General features: G+C 68.3%; 12 protein-coding genes. 10 read left to right on the forward strand and 2 right to left on the reverse strand.

The genetic code is table 11. The features are described from left to right. Positions 1 to 46 precede the first annotated feature (46 nt). From JANGC3_RS0124530 to JANGC3_RS0124545, 4 genes are all read left to right on the forward strand, one after another. Positions 47 to 1,432, forward strand: coding sequence for a replicative DNA helicase (locus JANGC3_RS0124530; protein WP_017879141.1), 1,386 nt, complete (start codon positions 47 to 49; stop codon positions 1,430 to 1,432). Between the two features lie 88 nt (positions 1,433 to 1,520). Next, a complete protein-coding gene (locus JANGC3_RS0124535) occupies positions 1,521 to 2,147 on the forward strand; it encodes a DUF47 domain-containing protein (protein WP_017879142.1) in 627 nt (208 codons plus the stop codon). 44 nt (positions 2,148 to 2,191) lie between these two features. Further along, positions 2,192 to 3,205: an inorganic phosphate transporter gene (locus JANGC3_RS0124540; RefSeq protein ID WP_026133465.1), complete on the forward strand. Its 1,014-nt coding sequence runs from the start codon at positions 2,192 to 2,194 to the stop codon at positions 3,203 to 3,205. Between the two features lie 218 nt (positions 3,206 to 3,423). Beyond that, positions 3,424 to 5,010, forward strand: coding sequence for a pyridoxal-dependent decarboxylase (locus JANGC3_RS0124545; RefSeq protein ID WP_017879144.1), 1,587 nt, complete (start codon positions 3,424 to 3,426; stop codon positions 5,008 to 5,010). Between the two features lie 95 nt (positions 5,011 to 5,105). Here the strand turns inward: JANGC3_RS0124545 and JANGC3_RS0124550 are convergent, their stop codons facing one another. Next, the gene (locus tag JANGC3_RS0124550) at positions 5,106 to 7,466 is read right to left on the reverse strand and encodes a GspE/PulE family protein (protein ID WP_017879145.1); all 2,361 of its coding nucleotides are present in this window, start codon (positions 7,464 to 7,466) and stop codon (positions 5,106 to 5,108) included. Positions 7,467 to 7,479: 13 nt separating this feature from the next. After that, complete coding sequence (locus JANGC3_RS0124555; RefSeq protein ID WP_017879146.1) at positions 7,480 to 8,370, reverse strand: MBL fold metallo-hydrolase; 891 nt, start codon at positions 8,368 to 8,370, stop codon at positions 7,480 to 7,482. Positions 8,371 to 8,536: 166 nt separating this feature from the next. On the opposite strand from JANGC3_RS0124555, the gene JANGC3_RS0124560 reads away from it, so the two are divergent. The 6 genes from JANGC3_RS0124560 to JANGC3_RS30065 form a co-directional block, all read left to right on the forward strand. Further along, positions 8,537 to 10,144 carry an HD family phosphohydrolase gene (locus JANGC3_RS0124560; protein ID WP_017879147.1) on the forward strand — a complete coding sequence of 536 codons (1,608 nt, stop codon included), beginning with the start codon at positions 8,537 to 8,539 and terminating at the stop codon, positions 10,142 to 10,144. Positions 10,145 to 10,347: 203 nt separating this feature from the next. After that, complete coding sequence (locus JANGC3_RS0124565; RefSeq protein ID WP_017879148.1) at positions 10,348 to 12,624, forward strand: CHASE2 domain-containing protein; 2,277 nt, start codon at positions 10,348 to 10,350, stop codon at positions 12,622 to 12,624. Between the two features lie 227 nt (positions 12,625 to 12,851). Then, positions 12,852 to 14,441, forward strand: a complete 1,590-nt coding sequence (locus JANGC3_RS0124570) for a ShlB/FhaC/HecB family hemolysin secretion/activation protein (protein ID WP_017879149.1) — start codon at positions 12,852 to 12,854, stop codon at positions 14,439 to 14,441. Positions 14,442 to 14,487: 46 nt separating this feature from the next. Next, positions 14,488 to 21,375, forward strand: coding sequence for a YDG domain-containing protein (locus tag JANGC3_RS30060; protein ID WP_081611974.1), 6,888 nt, complete (start codon positions 14,488 to 14,490; stop codon positions 21,373 to 21,375). Beyond that, positions 21,344 to 22,210: a FecR family protein gene (locus JANGC3_RS0124580; protein ID WP_026133467.1), complete on the forward strand. Its 867-nt coding sequence runs from the start codon at positions 21,344 to 21,346 to the stop codon at positions 22,208 to 22,210. Before JANGC3_RS30060 ends, JANGC3_RS0124580 begins: the two co-directional genes overlap by 32 nt. Positions 22,211 to 22,374: 164 nt before the next feature. Beyond that, positions 22,375 to 22,910, forward strand: a 536-nt coding sequence (locus tag JANGC3_RS30065) for a two-partner secretion domain-containing protein (RefSeq protein ID WP_157406997.1), incomplete at its 3' end; no start/stop codon positions are given.

Raw genomic sequence — 22,910 nt, forward strand, 5'->3', positions numbered from 1 at the left:
GCCAATTTTTTTTAGCCGCGCCGCCGAAGCGGGTATAATTCGCGCCATGAACGCCCCCTCAGATCCGCAACTCGACTCCCTCCGTATTCCGCCGCATTCGATCGAAGCAGAACAATCCGTCATCGGCGGTTTGCTGCGCGACAACGCGGCGTGGGACCGCATCGCCGACTTCATGCATGCGGAGGATTTCTATCGCTACGACCACCGCATCATCTTCGAGCAAATCGTCAAGATGATCAACGCCTCGCGCCCGGCCGACGTGATCACCGTGTACGAAACCCTGACCCAGCTGGGCAAGGCGGACGAGGTCGGCGGCCTGGTGTACCTGAACGCGATGGCGCAAAACACGCCGTCGGCGGCCAACATCCGCCGCTACGCCGAAATCGTCCGCGACCGCGGCGTGCTGCGCAAGCTCATCACCGTCGCCGACGACATCTCCGGCACCGCCTTCAGCCCGCAGGGCAAGGAGGTCAAGCAGATGCTCGACGAGGCCGAGTCGAAGATTTTCGCCATCGCCGAGGAGGGCGCCCGCGGCGCCCAGGGCTGGACCGCGATCCAGCCGCTGCTGACCCAGGTCGTCGAGCGCATCGACGAACTCTACAGCCGCGACAACCAGAGCGAGATCACCGGCGTGCCGACCGGCTTCATCGACCTCGACCGCATGACCTCGGGCCTGCAGCCGGGCGACCTGGTGATCGTCGCCGGCCGCCCGTCGATGGGCAAGACGGCGTTTTCGGTCAACATCGGCGAGAACGTCGCCATCGACAGCGGCCTGCCGGTCGCCATCTTCTCGATGGAGATGGGCGGCTCGCAGCTGGCCATGCGTATGCTCGGCTCGGTCGGCCAGCTCGACCAGCACCGCCTGCGCACCGGCCGCCTGAACGACGAGGACTGGCCGCGCCTGACCCACGCGATCCAGAAAATGAACGACGCCCAGCTCTACATCGACGAGACGCCGGCGCTGAACTCGATCGAGCTGCGCGCCCGTTCGCGCCGGCTGTCGCGCCAGTGCGGCAAGCTCGGCCTGATTATCGTCGATTACTTGCAACTGATGTCCGCCAACAGCCCCGGCGACAACCGCGCCACCGAGATTTCCGAAATCTCGCGCGGCTTGAAGGGGCTGGCCAAGGAACTCGGTTGCCCGGTGATCGCGCTGTCGCAGCTGAACCGCTCGCTCGAACAGCGCCCCAACAAACGCCCGGTGATGTCCGACTTGCGCGAATCGGGCGCGATCGAACAGGATGCCGACGTGATCCTGTTCATTTACCGCGACGAGGTCTACAACCCCGACTCGCCCGACAAAGGCACCGCCGAGATCATCATCGGCAAACAGCGTAACGGCCCGATCGGCAGCATCCGCCTCACCTTCATGGGGCAGTACACCAAATTTGGCAATTACAGTGGTGGCCTGGCGCTGTACCAAGGCGACTAAGCTTCATTGGCAATTCCATCGGCCGCCCCGCCACCCGGGGCGGCGTTCTGTAGTAAATATCACGACGCAATGCTTAACGGAGAATGACATGTTTGGACGCTTGATGCCCACCGAGGGCAAGTTTTTTGATTTGTTTAACCAGCACGCCGAATTGTGCGTCAAAGGCGCCAAAGAGATGCTGGGCCTGATGACCAACTTCGACGACCTGGAAAATCGCGTGCACGCGATTGAAAGCATCGAAAAACAGGCCGACAAGGTCACCTACGCCACCGTCGAGATGCTGCACAAGACCTTCATCACGCCGATCGACCGCGACGAGATCCACCAGCTGATCACGCGCATGGACGACATCCTCGACCTGATGGAAGACGCCGCCCAGACCGTCTCGCTGTACGACCTGAAGGCGGTCACGCCGGAAGCCAAGCGCCTGGCCGAACTGGTGCTGGCCTGTACCGAGAAGGTGCGCGACGCCGTCGCCCTGCTGCACAACATGGACAACTCGCGCCAGATCGTCGCCATCTGCGAAGAGATCGACCGCTTGGAGTCGGACGCCGACCACGTCATGCGCGCCGCCATGTCCAAGCTGTTCCGCGACGAACCGGACGTGCGCAACCTGATCAAGCTCAAGGCCATCTACGAAATTCTGGAAACCGTCACCGACCGCTGCGAAGACGTTGCCAACATCATTGAAGGCATCATCGTCGAAAACGCCTAAGGCGTCGCTCGTTCTGAACAGCTAGAAATCGAAAAGAAAAATCCATGCAAACCCTACAAATGAGCATCTACGCGCTCGCCTTGCTGATCGCACTGGCGCTGGTGTTCGACTTCATGAACGGCTTCCACGACGCCGCCAACGCGATCGCGACGGTGGTCTCGACCGGCGTGCTGAAGCCGCAGACGGCGGTGGCGATGGCGGCCTGCTTCAACTTCGTCGCCATCTTCGTGTTCCACCAGTTGACGGTGGCCACCACGGTGGGCAAAGGCACCATCGACCCCGGCGTCGTCGACCAGTACGTCATCTTCGGCGCCCTGATGGGCGCCATCGTCTGGAACCTGGTCACCTGGTACTACGGCATTCCGTCGTCGTCGTCGCACGCGCTGATCGGCGGCCTGGTCGGCGCCGCGGTGGCCAAGTCCGGCACCGGCGCGCTGGTCTCGGCGGGCCTGATCAAAATCGTCGTTTTCATCGTGCTCTCGCCGGTGCTGGGCTTCGTGTTCGGCTCGCTGATAATGCTGCTGGTGTCGTGGGTCTTCGTGCGCTCGACCCCGCGCCGGGTCGACAAGTGGTTCCGCCGCCTGCAAATGGTGTCGGCCGCGGCGTACAGCCTGGGCCACGGCGGCAACGACGCGCAAAAAACCATCGGCATCATCTGGATGCTGTTGATCGCCGCCGGCTATTCGCAGGCCGGCGAGGCCACGCCGCCGCTGTGGGTGATCATCTCCTGCTACACGGCGATCAGCTTCGGCACGCTGTTCGGCGGCTGGCGCATCGTCAAGACCATGGGCCAGAAGATCACCAAGCTGAAACCGGTCGGCGGCTTCTGCGCCGAAACCGGCGGCGCCATCACGCTGTTTACCGCCACCGCGATGGGTATCCCGGTGTCGACCACCCACACCATCACCGGCGCCATCGTCGGCGTCGGCTCGTCGCAAAAAATGTCGGCGGTGCGCTGGGGCGTGGCCGGCAACATCGTCTGGGCCTGGATCTTCACGATCCCGGCCTCGGCCTTCGTCGCGGCGATCGCCTGGTGGTGCGGCCAGTTCATCATGTAAGCGTCAAATCGCCTCAGGCAGCACCGGGCGGTACGCCCCGCAAGCCGCCCCGCGATTCGCCGGGCGGCTTTTTTTGCGCGCGCGGCACGCCCTAGCGTCGTTGCTGGAAGGAATATTCAGCAATTCGAGATGGTGGCGTGCTACATTCACGCCTGCAAAAGCGGGGCCGCTGGCGTCCCGCGCCAAACAAAGAGATAAGCGGGATGGACGAGTTAGGCATGGATGAGTTGTTGCGGCGGCATTTTGACATCGGCGGCTTGGCGCGCTCGCCGGCCGTGCTGGAAACGGCGCTGGGGATGATGGCCGGCTGGCTCGCCGCCGAACGGGCCAACCCCTATCCGGCCACCGGGTTCGACCAGCTCAAGCGCGAGTTCAACGGCATGCCCCTGCCGGAGCGGGGCATGGCGGCCGGCGCCCTGCTGGCGGAGCTGGAGCGCGACGTCTTCGCCCATACCGCGCAGCTGAACCATCCGAAATACATCGGCCACATGACCCAGGCGCTGCCCTGGATGTCGGTGCTGGCCGAGGCCTTCATCGCCACCTTGAACCAGAACCAGGTCAAGATCGAAACCGCCTACGTCTCCACGTTGATTGAAAACAAGGTGCTGGGCTGGTTGCACCAGCGCGTCTACGATTACGACGAGGCGTTTTACCACGACGTCTTCGCCGACGGCAACCGCCCGCTCGGCAATATGGTCGGCGGCGGCACGATGGGCAACCTGACGGCGCTGGCGGTGGCGCTGGAGCGCCAGTTGCCGGGCGTGCGCAAGGCCGGGCTGTACGCGGCGCTGCAAAAAACGCGGCACAGCGGCGTGGTGGTGCTGGGGTCGTCGCGCACGCACTATTCGATGAAGAAGGCGCTGGCCACGCTGGGTTTGGGCGAGGACGCGATGTGCCTGGTTCCGGTCGACGCCGACAACCGCATCGACCTGGCGGCGCTGCAACGCAAGATCGACGAACTCAAGGCCCGGCGCGTGAAGATCCTGGCGCTGGTTGGCATTGCCGGCACCACCGAAACCGGCAGCGTCGATCCGCTGCCCGAGCTGGCGGCGATCGCCCAACGCGAGCAGGTGTGGTTCCACGTCGACGCGGCGTGGGGCGGGGCGCTGCTGCTGGCCGACCGCTACAAGGAACTGTACCGCGGCATCGAGCTGGCCGATTCGGTCGTCATCGACGGCCACAAGCTGTTCTGGGTGACGATGGCGCAAAGCATGGTGCTGTTCAAGGACGTCTCCAGCCTGGACTGCCTGAAGCACAACGCCAACTACATCATCCGGGCGCGCTCGGGCGACCTGGGCCAGACGTCGCTGGAAGGCTCGCGCCGCTTCGACGCGTTGAAGCTGTGGATGTCGTTCAAGCTGCTCGGCATGCGCGGCTACGACGCGCTGCTGGCGCGGTGCGGCGCGCTGGCCGGGCAGATGCGCGGGCTGATCGCCGCCGACGCGGATTTCGAGCTGACCTCGGCCTCGCCGACCTTTATCCTGACCTACCGCTACGTGCCGGCGCCGATGCAGGCGTCGCTGCGCGCCGCGCTCGCCGCCGGCCGCGCCGCCGACACCGCCGCGCTGAACCTGCAACTGAATACGCTGAACGCCTCGCTGCAGACCTTGCAGAAGGACGGCGGCAAGAGCTTCGTCTCGCGCACGGTGCTGGAGTCGACGCCCTATCCGGGCGATATCGTGGTGCTGCGCATCATCCTGACCAACCTGACGACGACGCCGCGGCACCTGCGCGAGATCCTGGAAGAGCAGCGCTTGTTGGGCGCCAGCCTGGCGGCGGGGTTGACGCCGGTCGGCGCCGGGTAATCCAACATGCCTGCGTCACCCGTTACGCCGGCGTGACGCGGGCATGTCGGCTTACGCCGTTCCTGCTAACCCGACCGACGAAGAGCGCGCTAGCACTATTTGATGCACACGGCGCGCACCATTTTAATGTCGGTGATGCCCAGCAGGGTTTTTTCGATGCCGTCCATTTTCAGCGTCAGCATGCCGTCCTCCAGCGCCGCCGCCAGCAGTTGCGCGACCCGGCTGTGCTCTTGCAGCAGTTTTTTCACCTTGTCGCTGCCGAGCATCAGCTCGTGCAGGCCGACGCGTCCGCGGTAGCCCTTGTTGCATTCGCCGCAGCCGACGGCGCGGTACAGCGTAAAGCGGCCGTCGGCGTCGGCGTAGCGCCGGCGCCAGCCGTCCAGCACGGCGGCGCGCGCGGCGGCGGCGTCGCGCGTGAAGCTGTCGGTGCTGTGCAGCTCGACGCAAAATTCGCTCAGCAGCAGGTCGATTTCGGCGGCGTCCGGATGGTAGGCGCTTTTGCAGCCGGCGCACAGGCGCTTGGCCAGCCGCTGCGCCAGAATGCCGAGCAGCGCGTCGGCGAAGTTGAACGGGTCCATGCCCATGTCGAGCAGGCGCACGATCGACTCCGGCGCGCTGTTGGTGTGCAGCGTGGCGAACACCAGGTGGCCGGTCAGCGAGGCTTCGATGCCCATCGCCACGGTCTCCTTGTCGCGCATTTCGCCGACCATGATGACGTCCGGGTCGGCCCGCAGGAAGGCCCGCATCACGGTGGCGAAGTCGAGCCCGGCCTTGCGGTTCACCTGCACCTGGCGCAGCCCCTTCTGGGTGATCTCGACCGGGTCCTCGACGGTCCAGATCTTGGTGTCGGGCGTGTTCAAGTGGCTCAGCACCGAGTGCAGCGTGGTGGTCTTGCCGGAGCCGGTCGGGCCGCACACGAAGAACAGGCCGTAGGGTTTTTCAATGGCGCCGCGCAGGCGCTCCAGGTTGAACGGCAGCACGCCCAGCTTGTCCAGCGGGATCGGCTCGCCCTGCGCCAGGATGCGCATGACGATGTCCTCGACGCCGCCGCTGGACGGGATGGTCGCCACCCGCAGTTCGATGTCGAGCGGGCCGTATTTCTTGAACTTGATCTTGCCATCCTGCGGCTTGCGCCGCTCCGAGATGTCGAGGTCGCACATGATCTTCACCCGCGCCACCAGCGCGCTGCGGTAGCTGGCCGGGATCTCGATGTAGGGCACCAGCGTGCCGTCCTTGCGGAAGCGGATGCCGGTCTTGCCCTTGCCCGGCAGCGGTTCGATGTGGATGTCCGAGACGCCCTGGCGGTAGGCGTCGACGATGATCTTGTTGACCAGTTTCACCAGCTCGTTCTCGACCGCCTCCGACACCTCGCCCGTCGCGCCGTCTTCGTCGTCGCCGTCCTGCATGCCCGACAGCAGGTCGCCGACGCTGCCCGAATCGCTGGCCGCGCCGAAGAACAACTCCACCGTCTGGGTGAATTCGCGCTGGCCGCAGACGCGGAAGACCACGCTCGACTTGGGGAAGATCTGGTTGACGATCTTGGTGTTGCAGACCCGCTCCGGGTCCAGCGCCAGCACCAGCAGGCCGTCCTTGCCGTCCTCCAGCGGCAGCCAGCCGTTCTGCTCGACGTACTGGCGCTTCAGGTTTTTCAGCAACTCGAGCGGGCGCAGGCGCTCGCGCTTGAAGGGTTCGTACGGCAGCGCGTAAAACGCCGCCAGCGCCTGGCCGACGCTGGCCGGCGTTACCTGGAATTGGTCCAGTAGCACCGCCTCCAGGTCGAGCGACTGCTCGCGCGCGGCGCGGGTGGCCTGCTCCAGTTCGGCCGCCGACAGCACCGCCTCGGCCACCAGCGCGTCGTATTTGCCGCGCAGCAGTTGCGGGGGCCTCAGGCGCTGGCTCAGCGCCACCGACAGCGACGCGCACAGTTCCTTGACGCCGTCCTGGTAGAGCGGGGCGAACGGCCCGCCGTCGCGGTTGTTGATGAACTGGACCACCCCCAGCAGCTCGTTCGACTGCACCGCCACCAGCGGCGCCACCAGCATTTCGCGGGTGCGGTAGCCGGTGCGCTGGTCGACGCCCTGCTGGAAATGCAGCTCGGGCGACAGGCGCTTCAGTTCGGCCTCGTCGTAGACGTCGCTCAGGTTGACGGTTTTCCTGGTCAGCGCGACGTAGCCGGCGATGCTGTGCGCCGACACCGCCAGCTTCAGGTCGCGAAACGAGGTCAGCCCGGTCTTCACCTTCGAGACGATGTAGGCCTTTTCCGCGTCGAGCGCGTACAGCGTGAAGCGGTCGCTGTGGAACAGGTCGCAAAAGTCCATGCCAAGGTCGAGCATGATCTCGTCGAGCTTGCTGGTGGCGTGGATCTTGTTGGTGACCGCCTGCAACTGCTTGAAGAAGTGCAGGCGCAGGTCGAGTTCGGTGGGGCGGGTGCGGCGGTCGACGCCTGCTTCGTTCATGGTGGCGGCGCCTTCAGGGGAGGTCGATTTCCAGGCCTTCGTAGGCGAGGAACACTTGCAGGCCGTGCGGCAGCGGCGCGTGGCGCGCCATCACGTCGGCGAACACCGCCTCCAGCTCGGCGTCGCCGCGGCTCGGTTCGTGGTGGGTGCAGTACAGGCGCTTGGCGCCGCAGCGCAGCGCCAGCGCGAACGCCGCGTCGAAGGTGCCGTGGCCCCAGCCGCGCTTGGCCGGGTATTCCTCGCGGGTGTACGAGCAGTCCATGATCAGCACGTCGACGCCCCGCACGATGGCCTCGATGGCGTCCTGGCGCCGGGCCATGTCGAGGTGGGCGGCGGCGTGCGTCGGCGCGCCGGCGGCGTGGTGGTCGTACCCCGGCTCGTGGTCGCCGCTGAAGAACACCGACTTGCCGTTGCAGTCGATGCGGTAGCCCAGGTCCGTCACCGGGTGGTTCATCTCGGCGTTGCGGACCACCGCGTCGGCCACGTCGATCGCCTCGCCGATGGCCAGGGTCTGGTATTCGATGGTCGCGGCCATCGACGCTTCGCTGACCGGGAAGTAGCTGTTTTGCAGCTGGATCGCCATCACGTGTTCGATGCCGTTGCCGGTGAGCGGGTCGTAGGCGCCGTGCAGGCGCACCCGGCTGCCGGGCACGAACAGCGGCGAGAAGAAGGGCAGGCCGTGGATATGGTCCCAGTGGCTGTGCGTGATGAAGATGTTGGCCGCGACCGGCCGGCCGGGCGGCAGCGACTGCGCCAGCGCGTAAACGCCGGTGCCGCCGTCGAGCACGATCAGGGTGCCGTTGTCGGTGCGCACCTCGATGCAGGTGGTGTTGCCGCCGTAGCGCGCCGTGCGCGGCCCGGGCGACGGAATCGAGCCGCGCACCCCCCAGAATTTGACTTTCATTCTTCGCCCTTGTAGCCACAGTCGAGATAAAGTCGATTCTAGTCTAATTCGCGGCGCCGGCGGGGTGTTGCCGTGTATTACTAAATATTTTGTTGTCAATCCGCGATGTACAGCCGCGTTCAGCGGCGCTACACTGGCGGCGTCCCCCCCTTTCCAGGCGCCCACCATGCACGCGCTGCACCCGGAGCAAATCGCCCAAAGGCTCGACCAGCTCACCGAATTGAGCGTCGCGCTGGGGCGCGGCCACGACATCGGCACCTTGCTCGAACGCATAGTCATGGTGGCGAAAAACCTCACCGGCGCCGACGGCGGCACGCTGTACCGCCCCAGCGCCGACCGGCGCAGCCTGAACTTCCACATTTCCATCAACGACAGCCTGGGCCTGCGCCAGGGCGGCGCCATCGGCGTGCCATCGGTGCCGCTGTGCGACGCCGACGGCACGCCGAACCTGGTCTCGGTGGCCGCCTACGCCGCCCATTCCGGCGAATCGGTCAACATCGAGGACGTCTACCAGGCCGGCGAATTCAACTTCTCCGGCATGCTGGCCTTCGACCGCCACTACGGCTACCACTCGCAGTCCTTGCTGACGGTGCCGATGAACGACCACGAGGGCGCGCTGATCGGCGTGCTGCAGCTGATCAACGCGAAGGACCCGGCCACCGGCGCCGTGCGCGCCTTCTCGCCGACCGACCAGCGCTTCATCGAGGCGCTGGCGGCGCAGGCGGGCGTGGCCATCACCCACCAGCAACTGGTGCTGCAACTCGAGCACCTGCTCGAGGCGCTGGTCAACCTGATCAACATCGGCATCGACGAAAAGTCGCATTACACCGGCCGCCACTGCCAGTTGGTACCGCTGCTGACGATGATGCTGGCCGAGGCGGTGCACCGGAGCGACAGCGGGCCGATGGCCGCCTTCCGCATGAGCGAGGACGACCGCAAGGAGCTGTGGCTGGCCGGCCTGCTGCACGACTGCGGCAAGATCGCCACGCCGGTGCACGTGGTCGACAAGGCCACCAAGCTGCAAACCATTTTCGACCGCATCGCGCTGCTCGACACGCGCTTCGAGGTGCTGATGCGCGACGCCGAAATCGCCGCGCTGAAGCAGAAGCTGGCCGGACCGGACGGCCACGCCGCCATCGAGCGCGAGCTGGCCGAACGGCTGGCGGCGCTGGCCGCCGAGCGCGACTTCCTGCGCCAGGCCAACGTCGGCGGCGAGGCCATGGCGCCGGCCGACCAGGAGCGCGTGCGGCAGATCGCGCGGCGGCGCTGGGTCGGCCCGGACGGCGCCGAGCGCGATTTCCTCGACGCCGACGAGCTGGCCAACCTGACCATACGCTACGGCACCCTGACCGAAGCCGAGCGCCAAGTCATCAACCAGCACATCTCGCTGACGATCCGCATGCTCGAAGCCCTGCCTTGGCCCAAGCATCTGCGCAACGTGCCGGAATACGCCGGCGGCCACCACGAACGCATGGACGGCAAGGGCTATCCGCGCGGCCTGGCGAAGGCGCACATGTCGGTGCAGGCGCGGTTGATGGCCATCGCCGACATTTTCGAGGCGCTGACGGCGGCCGACCGGCCGTACAAGAAGGGCAAGCTGCTGTCGGAGTCGCTGCACATCCTCGGCAACATGAGCCTGGGCGGCCACATCGACCCGGACTTGTTCGACATATTTATCCGCAGCAAGGTCTACCTGGAGTTCGCCAGCCAACACGTCGACCCGCGCCAGGTCGACGCCGTCGACGAGGCGGCCATTCCCGGCTACGTGCCGTGAACGGCGTGAAGTTAAGGGGCCGCCAACGCCAAGGCCAAGCAACGCCAAGGAGCCGGGGCCAGACCCCCGGGGACACGGCGTCGCCGCCTGACCGCGGGGTTACGCCGCCGGTTTTAATCGTGTCAACGGCGCCGCCGCCAAGATAGATGTGGCGGCAACATAGTTGCAACATTACAATGATCTTTTTTTCAGCCGGAGCGCGCATGGCCCTGATCTCGAACCAATGGCGCAAGCGCCTGAGCAAGTACGGCGCGCGCTGGACGCTCGGCCTGGCGCTGACCCTGCTGGCGGCGGCCAGCAGCATCGGCCTGCTCGACAGCGGGCCGATCGAGCGGCTCGATTCGATGGCGGCCGACCTGCGCATGCGCCTGGAACCGGCCCAGCTCGACCCGCGCGTGGTGATCGTCGACATCGACGAGAAAAGCCTGAACGCGGTCGGGCGCTTCCCGTGGAGCCGCGACGTCCAGGCGCGCCTGGTGCGCCAGCTAACCGGCCACTATAAGGTGGCGGCGCTGGGCTTCGATATCTCCTTCCCCGAGCCCGACACCAGTTCGGGCTACGCGGTGCTGGAGAAGCTGGCCCAGGGCGAACTGGCCGGCGTCGACGGCCTGAAGCAGCGGCTCGCCGCGCTCAAGCCGCAAATGGATTACGACGGCCTGTTCGCCGCGGCGATGGCCGGCCAGCCGGTGGTGCTGGGCTACAGCGTCTCGGAACAGCAGCGCAAGGGCGTGCTGCCGGCGCCGGCCTTCAAGGCGGGCGAGCTGAACGGGCGCGCGGTGACGGCGCTGTCGCCGCGCGGCTACGAGGCCAACATCGCCCAGTTGCAAAACGCCGCCCGCGGCGCCGGCATCTTCACCGCGCTGACCGACGCCGACGGCGTGGTGCGCTCCTCGACGCTGCTGCAAAAAATCGGCGACGCCTACTACCCGTCGCTGTCGCTGGCCACCGCCGCCGTCTACCTGCAGGCCAGGGCGATCGCGCCGCACTTCACGCAAAGCGCCGACAGCATGTCGGCGGCCGACCTGGAGAACGGCGGGCTGGAAAAAATCCTGCTGTTCACGCCGGCCGGCCAGGTCGGCATTCCGGTCGGCGAGGCGCTCACCACCATCGTCCAGTTCCGCGGCGCCGGCGGGCCGCGCGGCGGCGCCTTCCGCTACGTCTCGGCGGCCGACGTGCTGAGCGGGGCGGTGCCGCCGGCGCAGCTGCGCGGCGCCATCGCCCTGGTCGGCACCACCGCGCCGGGCATCAACGATATCCGCGCCACCCCGGTCAACCCGGAATACCCGGGGGTCGAGGTGCACGCCAACCTGATCAAGTCGATCCTCGACGGGCGCTTCAAGTCGCGCCCCTACTACGCGCTGGCGATCGAGTTCATCGAGGTGCTGGCGCTGGGCCTGCTGCTGACGGCGGCGCTGGCGGTGCTGTCGCCGGCCGCCTCGATCGCGCTGGCGCTGGCCGCGCTGCTGGCCGCCGCCGGCTTCAACTACTATATGTACAGCGCGCAGGACGCGGTCCTCAACATCGCCGCCATCACGCTGCTGGTGCTGGCGCTGTTCATGCTGAACCTGGGCTGGGGCTACTACTTCGAGTTCCGCAAGGGCCGCGCGCTGGTGTCGCGCTTCGGCGAATACGTCGCCCCCGAACTGGTGGCCGAGATGGCCGACAACCCGGAGCGATACAATATGGACGGCGAGAGCCGCGAGCTGACGGTGCTGTTCGTCGACGTGCGCGGCTTCACCACCATTTCCGAGGGCCTGACGCCGAAGGCGCTGCGCGAATACATCAACCTGTACCTGACGGCGATGTCCGAGGACATCCGCGACAGCCACCACGGCACCCTCGACAAGTACATCGGCGACGCCGTCATGGCCTTCTGGGGCGCGCCGGTGGCCTTCGCCGACCACGCCAGCCGCGCCGTCGCCACCGCGCTGCTGATGCAGCGCAGCGCGCGGCGCCTGAACGACGAGTTCATCGCCCGCGGCTGGCCGCCGCTGAAGATCGGCATCGGCGTCAACAGCGGCCCGATGCACGTCGGCGACATGGGCTCGCGCATCCGCCGCGCCTACACGGTGATGGGCGACGCCGTCAACCTCGGTTCGCGCCTGGAGGGTATCACCAAGGTCTACGGCGTCGGCATCGCGGTCGGCGCCACCACCCGCGCCGCCGCCCCCGAATTCGCCTACCGCGAACTGGACCTGGTGCGCGTCAAGGGCAAGCTGGAGCCGGTGGCGATCTTCGAGCCGCTGCTGCCGGCCGAGCAGGCCGGCGCGGCGCTGCTGGCCGAGCTGGAGCGCTGGCGGCGCGCGCTGGCGCTGGTGCGCGCGCAGCAGTGGGACGGCGCCGCCGAGCTGGTCGGCGAGCTGGCGCGCGACTGCCCGGACGTCGCGCTGTACCGCCTGTACGCCGAGCGCATCGCCCGCTACCGCGTCGAGCCGCCGGGCGTGGATTGGGACGGCGTGACGGCGTTCACCACCAAGTAAGGCCGGCGCGGCCGGGCCGTTGTTGCAAACGCACCATAGCGTACCCGGCCGATGCGGCGCGGCGTATTGAAAGCGGCGAAAATTACTGACCGCCAAGGGTAAAGCGGACTACACTGCGAGCATGCTCGCCGTGAGGCCGCGGCCGTTGATGCCGCCCATGGCGAGCGGCCACGACTATTCAAGCAATGCGCCGCCCGCGACACCCGTATTCAGTCAGGAGTTGACCAATGAAACACCGATTACTGCGCCTGCTTGCCGGCTCGGTCCTGTCCGTCGCCGCCGCCGCCGCGTGCGGCGCGGACGACGCCGCCGCCGCCGCGCTGCGCTTCGACATCAGCCGCTTCGACGTCAGCGGCAACAGCCTGCTCGATCCGGCCGAGGTGGCGCGGGTGCTGGCGCCGTTCGCCGGCAAGCAGCGCGACTTCGGCGACATCCAGCGCGCGCTCGAGGCGCTCGAGGCGGCCTTCCACCAGCGCGGCTACAGCGTGGTCCAGGTCGAGCTGCCCGAGCAGGAGCTGAACCGCGACGTGGTCCTGCTGCGCGTGGTGGAAAACCGCATCGGCCGGGTCAGCGTCAGCGGCAACCGCCACGTCGACGAGGCCAATGTGCGGCGCGCGCTGCCGGCCCTGGTCGAGGGGCGCACCCCGAACATGGCGGCGTTGTCGACCGGCCTGCGGCTGGCCAACGACAACCCGGCCCGCAAGATCACGCTCAAGCTGCAAAGCGGCGAGGCTAGCGGCGAGGTCGACGCCGCCCTCGAGGTGGCCGACGAGCGGCCGTGGAAGGTCAGCGCCAACCTCGACAACGCCGGCACCGAACAAACCGGCAAGAACCACCTTGGCGTGGTGCTGCAGCACGCCAACCTGTGGGGCCGCGACCACGTGCTGAGCCTGCAGTACACCACCAGCGTGCAAGAGCCGAGCCGGGTCGCCGTGTACGGCCTGGGCTACCACCTGCCGCTGTACGCGCGCGGCGACTCGATCGACCTGTTCGCCAGCTATTCGAACGTCGACTCCGGCTCGGTCGCCGCCGGCATTTTCGACCTGGCCGTCAGCGGCAAGGGCGCCGTCGCCGGCGCCCGCTACAACCAGTACCTGGCGCGCGCCGACAAGCACGAGGGCAAGCTGGTGTACGGCGTCGACTTCAAGGCCTACAAGAACAACGTCGAGTTGCAGGGCCTGGGGTTGCAACTGGGCCGCGACGTCACCGTGCACCCGCTCAGCGTGGCTTACCTGGGCAGCTGGACGCTGGAGCGCGGCGAGGCCAACCTCGCCGTGACGCTGCTGCGCAACGTCGCCGGCGGCGCCCACGGCGCCCAGAAAGACTTCGACGCGGCGCGCAGCGGCGCGCGCGCCAACTACCGCGCGCTGCGGCTGGCCTCCAGCCTGAGCCGGCTGCTGCCGGGCGACTGGCAGGCGCGCGCCGTCGTCAACGGCCAGTACACGCCGGACGCGCTGGTGCCGGGCGAGCAGTTCGGCGCCGGCGGCGCCGGCTCGGTGCGCGGCTTCGCCGAACGGGCGCTGTCCGACGACGCCGGCGTGGCCGCCAACCTCGAGTTGTACACGCCGAACTGGTGCGGCGGCGCGCGTTGGCAATGCCGCGCGCTGGCGTTCTACGACGCCGCCCACCTGTGGCGCCGGCACGCGCTGGCCGGCGAGGCCGGCGGCAACGGCATCGGCAGCGCCGGCCTCGGCCTGCGCGTGCAGTTCGCCGACATGGCCAGCCTGCAGCTCGATTACGGCCACGTGCTGCGCGCCGCCAGCGCCGCGCCGGCCGACGGCAACCGCCTGCACCTCAGACTCGCGCTGTCGTACTAGCACTATTAGTCACACTAGCAACACCCGGAACCACTAGGACCACCCGATGAAAACCCAGCCCGCCAGAGTCGCCGCCCGTCGCCCCGCCCCGTCCCGCCAGCCGCCGTTGCGGCGCAGCTGCCTGGCCCTGCTGATCGGCGCCTGCTTCGGCCCGGCGCTGGCGCAACCGACGCTGCCGCAGGTGGTCAACGGCCAGGCCACGTTCGCGCGGCAGGGCAATGTGTTTTCCATCACGAATACGCCGAACGCCATCATCAACTGGCAAAGCTTCTCGGTTAATCCGGGCGAGCTGACGCGCTTCATCCAGCAAAGCGCCGGTAGTAGCGTGCTCAACCGCATTACCGGCCAGGACCCCAGCCGCATCCTCGGCGCGCTGCAGTCGAACGGCCGGGTGTTCCTGGTCAACCCGAACGGCGTGCTGTTCGGACGCGACGCGCGCGTCGACGTCAACGGCCTGGTGGCGTCCAGCCTGGCCATCTCGAACGGCGACTTCCTGGCCGGCCGGCAGCGCTTCGCCGCCGACGGCGGCGCGGCGGGCGCGGTGGCGAACCAGGGCGTCATCACGACGCCGGCCGGCGGCCANGTGTTCCTGCTGGCGCCGCAGGTCGACAACAGCGGNATCATCAACGCCCCCAACGGCGAGGTGGTGCTGGCGGCCGGGCGCAGCGTGCAACTGGCCGACGCCGCCAACCCGGCGCTGCAGGTGGTGGTGTCGGCGCCGGCCGACCAGGCCGTCAACCTGGGGCAGGTGATCGCCCAGGGCGGGCGCATCGGCATCTTCGGCGCGCTGGTGAACCAGCGCGGCCGGCTCAGCGCCGACAGCGCGGTGCTCGGCGAGAACGGCAAGATCGTCCTCAAGTCCAGCAACACCACGCTGCTCGAAGCCGGTAGCCGCACCAGCGCCACCGGCGCCGGCCGGGGCGGCCGGATCGAGCTGCTGGGGCGCCGCGTCGGCCTGACCGGCGACGCCNGCGTCGACGCCAGCGGCGCGCTGGGCGGCGGCAGCATCCTGGTCGGCGGCGACTACCGCGGCGCCAACGCGGCGGTGATGAACGCCGAGCAGAGCTACCTGGGCGCCGGCGCCACGCTCAAAGCCGACGCCACCGCGCGCGGCGACGGCGGCAAGGTCGTGGTCTGGTCCGACGGCGCCACCCGCGTCTTCGGCAACATCAGCGCGCGCGGCGGCGCCCAGGGCGGCGACGGCGGCTTCGTCGAAACCTCCGGCCACTACCTCGACATGCAGGGCAACGTCGACACCACGGCGGCCAGGGGCAGGACCGGGCAGTTGCTGCTCGACCCGAGCAACATCTACGTCGCCGTCGACGGCGCCACCGCCACCGGCGCCGGCATGGCGCCCACCGGCGCCGGCAACGCCAGCAACAGCGGCAACGTCTTTTCCGAAACGAGCAGCTCGGCCGACTCGCTGCTGACCACGGGGGCGCTGGTGGAGCTGCTGAACGGTAGCAACGTGACGGTGACGACGAGCAACCCGAACGCCGGGGGAGCCGGCTTCATCAAGGTGGTCAGCCCGGTGGCCTGGGGCAGCGGGCGCGCGCTGACGCTGGACGCGGCCGCCGGCATCTCCCTTGACGCCGGCATCGACGGCGGCAGCGGCGCGCTGACCCTGCTCAGCGCCGCCGGCGATATCACCCAATCGGTGGCGCTGAAGGTCGGCGCCCTGACGGCCAGGGCGCCGGGCGGAAGCGTCATGCTTAACTTTGCCGATAACCAGATCGGCGGCCCGGTCACCCTCGACGCTTCGCTCAACGCCGTGCTCGCGGCCGGCGGCGGCGGGGCGCTCGACATCGCCTCCGCCAGCGTCGGCGGCGACCTGAGCGTGATTGCCGGCGGCGGCCCGCTGCGGGTCAGCGGCAACGTCACCAGCAACGGCGGCATTGTCCGCCTGTTTGCCGACAATATCGACCTGCTCGGTAGCATCGCCGTCGGCACCGGTTCGGTGACGCTGCAACCGATTTCGCCGACGCAGCAGATCCACGTCGGCGTCGGCGCCGCCGACGCCGCCGGCACGCTGGGCCTGAGCGAGGCCGAGCTGCGGCGCATCTCGACCAGCGGCTTCCTCACGGTGGCGCCGAGCGGGGCCGATGTGACCGGCAACCTGACCGTGGTCGGCAATCTCGACCTGTCGAGCACGCTCAACGCCGGCTCGGTGAACGGCAATTTGCTGCTGGGCGTTAACGAGGGCATGGGCAACCTGACGATCAACGCCGGGGCGCAGGTGGTGGTGCCCGGCAAGCTCAAGCTGAGTACCCAGACCTTCGATGGGTACACCATCACCAACGCCGGTAGCCTGAAGGCGACCGAAGTGCATCTGAGTTCGGGCAAGATGGTGCTGGAGGGCGGCGTCATCGACGCGCCCGTCGTCAGCCTGTCGACCCAAAACGCGATCGACCTCGGCTCGAGCACCGACTCGCAGTTGGCGACGCTGGAGCTGAGCGGCGCCGAACTGGCCCGGCTCAACAACAACACCGACTTGCGCATCGAGGTCTTCCTGAACAGCAGCGGCGGCATGGTGATCAGCGCGCCTTTGCGCCTGCCGGCGAACCTGACCCTGGCCGCGCCTGCCGTCATCGACGCGCGGGCGGCGCTCAGCGTCGGCGGCGTGTTCCGCCTCGACCAGGGTAGCTGGGTGCAGAACAACGCCAACCTGCCGGCGTTCTCGGCGGGCGATTTCCAGATCAACCAAGGCGCCGCGAGTTTCCTGCGCGTCAAGGGCGGTACCGGCGCCAGCGGCGGCGGCTCGCCCTACCAGATCGCCGACGTCTACGGCCTGCAGGGCATCGCCAGCCTGGACATGGCCAACGAGTATGTGCTGGCCGCCAATATCGCCGCGGCCGGCACTGTCAACTGGAACGGCGGCGGGGGATTCGCGCCGATCGTCGACGGCCAGGGCCTCGGCTTTTCCGGCGTGCTCGACGGCGCCGGCCACAGCATTTCCGGCCTGACCATCAACCTGCCCGCGGGGCGCGGCGGCAACGGCTCCTCCGTCGGCATGTTCGGCGTGCTGTCGGGTGGCACCGTCAAGAACCTGTCGCTGCTTGGCGGCAGCGTGAAGGGCGTCAGCAAGGTCGGCGCGCTGGCCGGTTATGTCAACAGCGGCAGCGTACTGAACGTCAGCAGCGACGTCAGCGTCAGCGGCGATTTGACAATTGGCGGCCTGGTCGGCTCCAACAACGGCAGCATCGTCGGTTCACGCGCCAGCGGCGCCGTGACCGGCAATGGCGAGAGTATCGGCGGCCTGGTTGGTTATAACGATGGCAGCGGCACAATCAGCGCGTCGGCAGCCTTCGGCGGCGTCGGCGGCGCGCGCCGTGTCGGCGGCCTGGTCGGCCTGAACGCCGGCCTGATCCAGGACGCGTTTGCGCTCGGCGCCGTCAGCGGCGTCGCCAACCCCGACTATATGTCTGAAAATATCGGCGGCCTGGTGGGGGAAAACGCCACCGGCGGATCCGGCTCCGGCAGCATCGTCAACGTCTACAGCGCCGGCGCCGTCAACGCGGCCGGTTTTGCCAACGTCGGTGGCCTGGTCGGGCTGAACAACGTCAGCCTGAGCAATGGCTACTGGAACACCAGCACCTCGGGCCAGGCCGTGGGCTTGGGCGCTGACAACAGCAGCGGTTCGAGCGCCACCGGCCTGACCGAGGCGCAAAGCATGCAGCAAGCGAGCTTCGCCGGTTTCGAGTTCGGCGGCAGCGCGCCGGTCTGGCGCCTCTACGAGGGCCGCACCGGTCCCTTGCTGAAAGCCCTGCTGACGCCGCTGGCGGCCGACGTCAGCGCCACCGCAAGGCGCGAATACGACGGCAGCCAGAGCCATTTCGCCGGCAGCATCGGCTACACCGGCCTGACCGGGGGCGACACCGGCGCCGACGGCGCGCTCGACTATACGACGGCGGCGCGCAACGTCGGCACCTACGCGCTCGACGGCCTGTGGTCGACCAAGTACGACATCACCTACTCCGGCAACACCAGCCTGACGATCGACCCGCGCGCGCTCACCGTCGGCATTGGCGGCAGCAAGGTCTACGACGGTTCGACCGGCTTCACCGGGGCGGTCTACACCATCAACCGCCTCATCGACGGCGACAATGTGACGGTCGGCGGCAGCGCCACTTTCCTGGACAAGAACGCCGGCACCGGCAAGGCNGTCTCGGCCGAAGTGTCGCTGAGCGGCGCCGACATCGGCAACTACAGCTTCGGCTCCGGCGCCAGCGGCTTTGCCGACATCACCAAGGCCGTCGTCAGCATCGCCACGCTGACCGGCGTCAACAAGGTGTACGACGGCGTCACCGCCGCCAGCGTCAGCGGCACGCTTAGCGGCGTGCTCGGCAGCGACAGCGTCACGCTGGTGGCCGGCGCCAGCAATTTCGCCGACAAGAACGTCGGCGCCAACAAGAGCATCGGCATGAGCGGCGCCACCCTGGGCGGCGCCGACGCCGGCAACTACGCGCTGGCCAACAGCGCCGGCGGCGCCACGGCCGATATCAGCGCGCGCACGCTGAACCTGAATTACAGCGCCGGCAACAAGGTCTACGACGGCAACGTCAACGCCAGCGTCAGCAGCAGCGACGACCGCGTCGCCGGCGATGTGTTCGGCGTCAGCCAGAGCGCCAGTTTCGCCGACAAGAACGCCGGCGCCAACAAAAAGGTGACGCTGGCCTCGGTGGCGCTGTCCGGCGCCGACGCCGGCAACTACCTGCTGAACTATTCGCCTGTCCTGCAGGCCAGCATTTCGCAGGCGAACCTGTCGCTGGCCGGCGTCAGCGTCGCCAACCGGGTCTACGACGGCACGCTGCAAGCGAGCGTCAGCGGCGCCACGCTGGGCGGGGTGATCGGCCAGGACCAGGTTGTCGTCAGCGGCGGCCAGGGCAGCTTCAGCGACAAGAACGTCGGCGTCGGCAAGCTGGTCAAGGCCAGCGGCTTCGTCTTGGAGGGCGTCGACGCCGGCAATTACGCGCTCGCTTCGCTGAGCGCCGACGCCAGCGCCGACATCACCGCGCGCACGCTGCAGTTGCGCTACACCGCGGCCGCTAAAGTCTACGACGGCAGCACCGTGGCCAGCCTGAGCGGCGTCGCCGACGACCGCGTCGCCGGCGACGTGCTCGACATCAGCCAGCGCGCCAACTTCGCCGACAAGAACGTCGGCGTTGCCAAGGCGGTGACGCTCAGCGACGTGGCGCTGGGCGGCGCCGACGGCGGCAATTACGTGGTCGCGGTGGCCGGCCCGCTGTTCGCCAGCATCACGCCGGCGCGCCTGGGCCTGAGCGGCGTCAGCGTCGCCAGCCGGGCTTACGACGGCGGCACCGACGCGCTCGTCAGAGCCAGCCTGGACGGCGTGGTTGGCGGCGACGCGGTCAGCCTGCTCGGCGGCGCCGGCCGCTTCGACGACAAGAACGTCGGCGTCGGCAAGAACGTCGCCATCAGCGGTTTCCGCCTGGGCGGCGCCGACGCCGGCAACTACCAGTTCGTCCCCGGCGGCCTGTCGGCCACGGCCGACATCACGCAAAAGGCGCTGGCGAGCTGGGTCGGCGCGGCCGGCGGTTTGTGGAGCGAGGCCCGGAACTGGGACGGCGGCGCGGTGCCGGACGGCGCCAACGTGCTCGACGTGAACTTGACGGGCAGCGGCGTGGTCAATTACAACGCCGGTGCCGGCGCCACCAGCATCCGCAACCTGAACGGCGGCCAGGGACTCAGCGTCAGCGGCGGCAGCCTGACCCTGGGTTACGCCGCCACCGACCGCTCGCTGCTGAGCGGCGCCCCCGGCCTGAACATCAGCGGCGGCAACCTGGTGCTGCGCGGCGGCTTGACGGTCGACGACTACGCCCAGAGCGGCGGCGTGGTCGGCGGCGGCGGCAGCTTGAACGTGCGGCGCAGCTTTAGCCAAAGCGCCGGCAACCTCGGCGTCGACGGCGCGCTGGCGATCGTCCAGGCCAGCGGCGACCTGGCGTTCTCGAACCTGAGCGCGGCCAGCGTGTCGCTGTTCGCCGAGGCCGGGCGCATCAGCCAGAGCGGTCCGGTGGTCAGCGCCAACCTGGTGGCGCGGGCGCAAAACGGCGTCGCGTTGAGCAACGCCGGCAACCGCGTCGGCGGCTTCAGCGCCAGCAACAGCGGCGCCGGCGGCATCGCGCTGACCAACGTCAGCAAGCCCGGCACGCTGGTGCTGGGTACCTTGAGCAGCGGCGCCGGCGACATCGTCATCGACAACACCGGTGGCATTGAAAGCCACGCCATCAACGCCAACGGCGGCAACGTCTCGCTGACGGCGCACAGCCCGATCCAGGTCGAGGGCGCCATCAGCGGCGCCGATATCGACCTGTCGGCCAGCACCGACATCGTGCTCGGCGACGGCGCCCGGCTGGCCGCGCTGAGCGACGTCAGCATGAGCGCCGGCACCGGCATTGCGCTGCAGGGCGCGGCGCGCGTGAACGCCGGCGGCAATATCGCCCTGGCGGCCGGCAGCGGCGTCACGCTGGACGGCACGTCCAGTCTGACGGCGAGCGCCGGCAGCATCCATATCGCCACCGCCAGCGGCAGCATCGTCGCCGGCGGCGGCGCCAGCATCAGCGGCGCCTCGGTGCTGCTGTCGGCGCCGCAAGGCGCGGTGGTGGCGCCCGGCTCGGTCTTCGCGGGCGGCGCGGTGCCGGTGGTGGAAAGCGGCACCGGCGCGACGCCGGTGCAGGTCGCGCCGTTGACGCAGGCGCTGAACACGACCATCGACCTGATCAACACCAGCTCGTCCGGCGGGCTGGACCCGGCGCCGGCGCAGCTGCCGCCGCTGGGGACGGTGGAGCGGGAGTCGGACGCGACGCCGGCCAACGAAGGGGGCGGCGTCGCGCCGGTGATCGACGACGCGAGATCAACAAGCAATGAACAGGGAGTGGAAAAAAATGATGGCATCAAGAAAACATTCTGTAATTAAGGTATGGCTGGCGCTGGCGCTGCTGTGTTGCGCGGCGTTTGCCGCCGCCGCCCAGGTGGCCGGCACGGTGATGAACCTGAACGGGCCGCTGCTGGCGAAAAAGGCCGACGGCAGCGCCAAGATCCTGGCCGTTAAGTCCGAGGTGGAGCAGGGCGACACGCTGGTGACGGAGAAAAACACCTATGCGCTGATCAAGTTCATCGACAACAGCGAAATCACGCTGCGTCCGAACACCACGTTTACCATCGACCAGTTTGCCTTCGAGGCCGACAAGGCGGCCGCCGACAACGCCGCGTTCACGCTGATCAAGGGCGGCCTGCGCTCGCTCACCGGTCTGCTCGGCAAGCGCAACAAGGAACGCTTTTCGCTGAAGACGCCGGCCGCCACCATCGGCATCCGCGGCACCACCTTCATCGTCGAGTACGTGCCGGAAGACGAGCAGGCGCTGGCGGCGACGCGCCTGGCCTACAACCTGGCCAGCACGGCGGCGCTGGACTTGCCGGAGGCGCGCGGCGAGGCCGGCGCGGCGGCGATCGCGCCGTTGATGCTGGCGCAGGCGCAGGCGCAGGCGCAGCCGAGGCTGGCCCTCACGTCGGGTCTGTACTTCCATGTCCTCGACGGCCTCATTTCGGTGACCAACAAGGGCGGTACGCAATCGTTCGCGGCCGGGCAGTTCGGCTTCGCGCGCTCGCTCATGATCCCGCCCGTCCAGGTGCCGAGCATCCCCGGCGGCATACGGTTCTCGCCGCCGTCCAAGTTCCCGTCCAGCTCGTCGGGCGCGCAGAACGGCCCCACTGGCAGGGGCGGCGGCGTGGTGGACTGCGTGGTGCGCTAGTGCCTTGGGTTGTCAAATGGGCACAGGAACGTGCCTGCCCTTTTAGTTGCCACGTCGACGAATTGGCAAGCCGCTATGGCTCCCGACAGCAAACGCCTGCACCTCAGGTTCGCGCTGTTCTACTACAAACATGAGAAGCAATCCGGAACCACTAGGACCACCCGATGAAAACCCAGCCCGCCAGAGTCGCCGCCCGTCGCCCCGCCCCGTCCCGCCAGCCGCCGTTGCGGCGCAGCTGCCTGGCCCTGCTGATCGGCGCCTGCTTCGGCCCGGCGCTGGCGCAACCGACGCTGCCGCAGGTGGTCAACGGCCAGGCCACGTTCGCGCGGCAGGGCAATGTGTTTTCCATCACGAATACGCCGAACGCCATCATCAACTGGCAAAGCTTCTCGGTTAATCCGGGCGAGCTGACGCGCTTCATCCAGCAAAGCGCCGGTAGTAGCGTGCTCAACCGCATTACCGGCCAGGACCCCAGCCGCATCCTCGGCGCGCTGCAGTCGAACGGCCGGGTGTTCCTGGTCAACCCGAACGGCGTGCTGTTCGGACGCGACGCGCGCGTCGACGTCAACGGCCTGGTGGCGTCCAGCCTGGCCATCTCGAACGGCGACTTCCTGGCCGGCCGGCAGCGCTTCGCCGCCGACGGCGGCGCGGCGGGCGCGGTGGCGAACCAGGGCGTCATCACGACGCCGGCCGGCGGCCA

The organism is Janthinobacterium sp. CG3 (genome assembly GCF_000344615.1).
Classification (GTDB): Bacteria; Pseudomonadota; Gammaproteobacteria; order Burkholderiales; family Burkholderiaceae_D; genus Janthinobacterium.

Coding starts and splice junctions, on each gene's coding strand:
- JANGC3_RS0124560 (WP_017879147.1), top strand. CDS start 8,537: ATGCACGCGCTGCACCCGGAGCAAATCGCCCAAAGGCTCGACCAGCTC.
- JANGC3_RS0124535 (WP_017879142.1), top strand. CDS start 1,521: ATGTTTGGACGCTTGATGCCCACCGAGGGCAAGTTTTTTGATTTGTTT.
- JANGC3_RS0124565 (WP_017879148.1), top strand. CDS start 10,348: ATGGCCCTGATCTCGAACCAATGGCGCAAGCGCCTGAGCAAGTACGGC.
- JANGC3_RS0124580 (WP_026133467.1), top strand. CDS start 21,344: ATGATGGCATCAAGAAAACATTCTGTAATTAAGGTATGGCTGGCGCTG.
- JANGC3_RS0124545 (WP_017879144.1), top strand. CDS start 3,424: ATGGATGAGTTGTTGCGGCGGCATTTTGACATCGGCGGCTTGGCGCGC.
- JANGC3_RS0124555 (WP_017879146.1), bottom strand. CDS start 8,370: ATGAAAGTCAAATTCTGGGGGGTGCGCGGCTCGATTCCGTCGCCCGGG.
- JANGC3_RS0124570 (WP_017879149.1), top strand. CDS start 12,852: ATGAAACACCGATTACTGCGCCTGCTTGCCGGCTCGGTCCTGTCCGTC.
- JANGC3_RS0124540 (WP_026133465.1), top strand. CDS start 2,192: ATGCAAACCCTACAAATGAGCATCTACGCGCTCGCCTTGCTGATCGCA.
- JANGC3_RS0124530 (WP_017879141.1), top strand. CDS start 47: ATGAACGCCCCCTCAGATCCGCAACTCGACTCCCTCCGTATTCCGCCG.
- JANGC3_RS0124550 (WP_017879145.1), bottom strand. CDS start 7,466: ATGAACGAAGCAGGCGTCGACCGCCGCACCCGCCCCACCGAACTCGAC.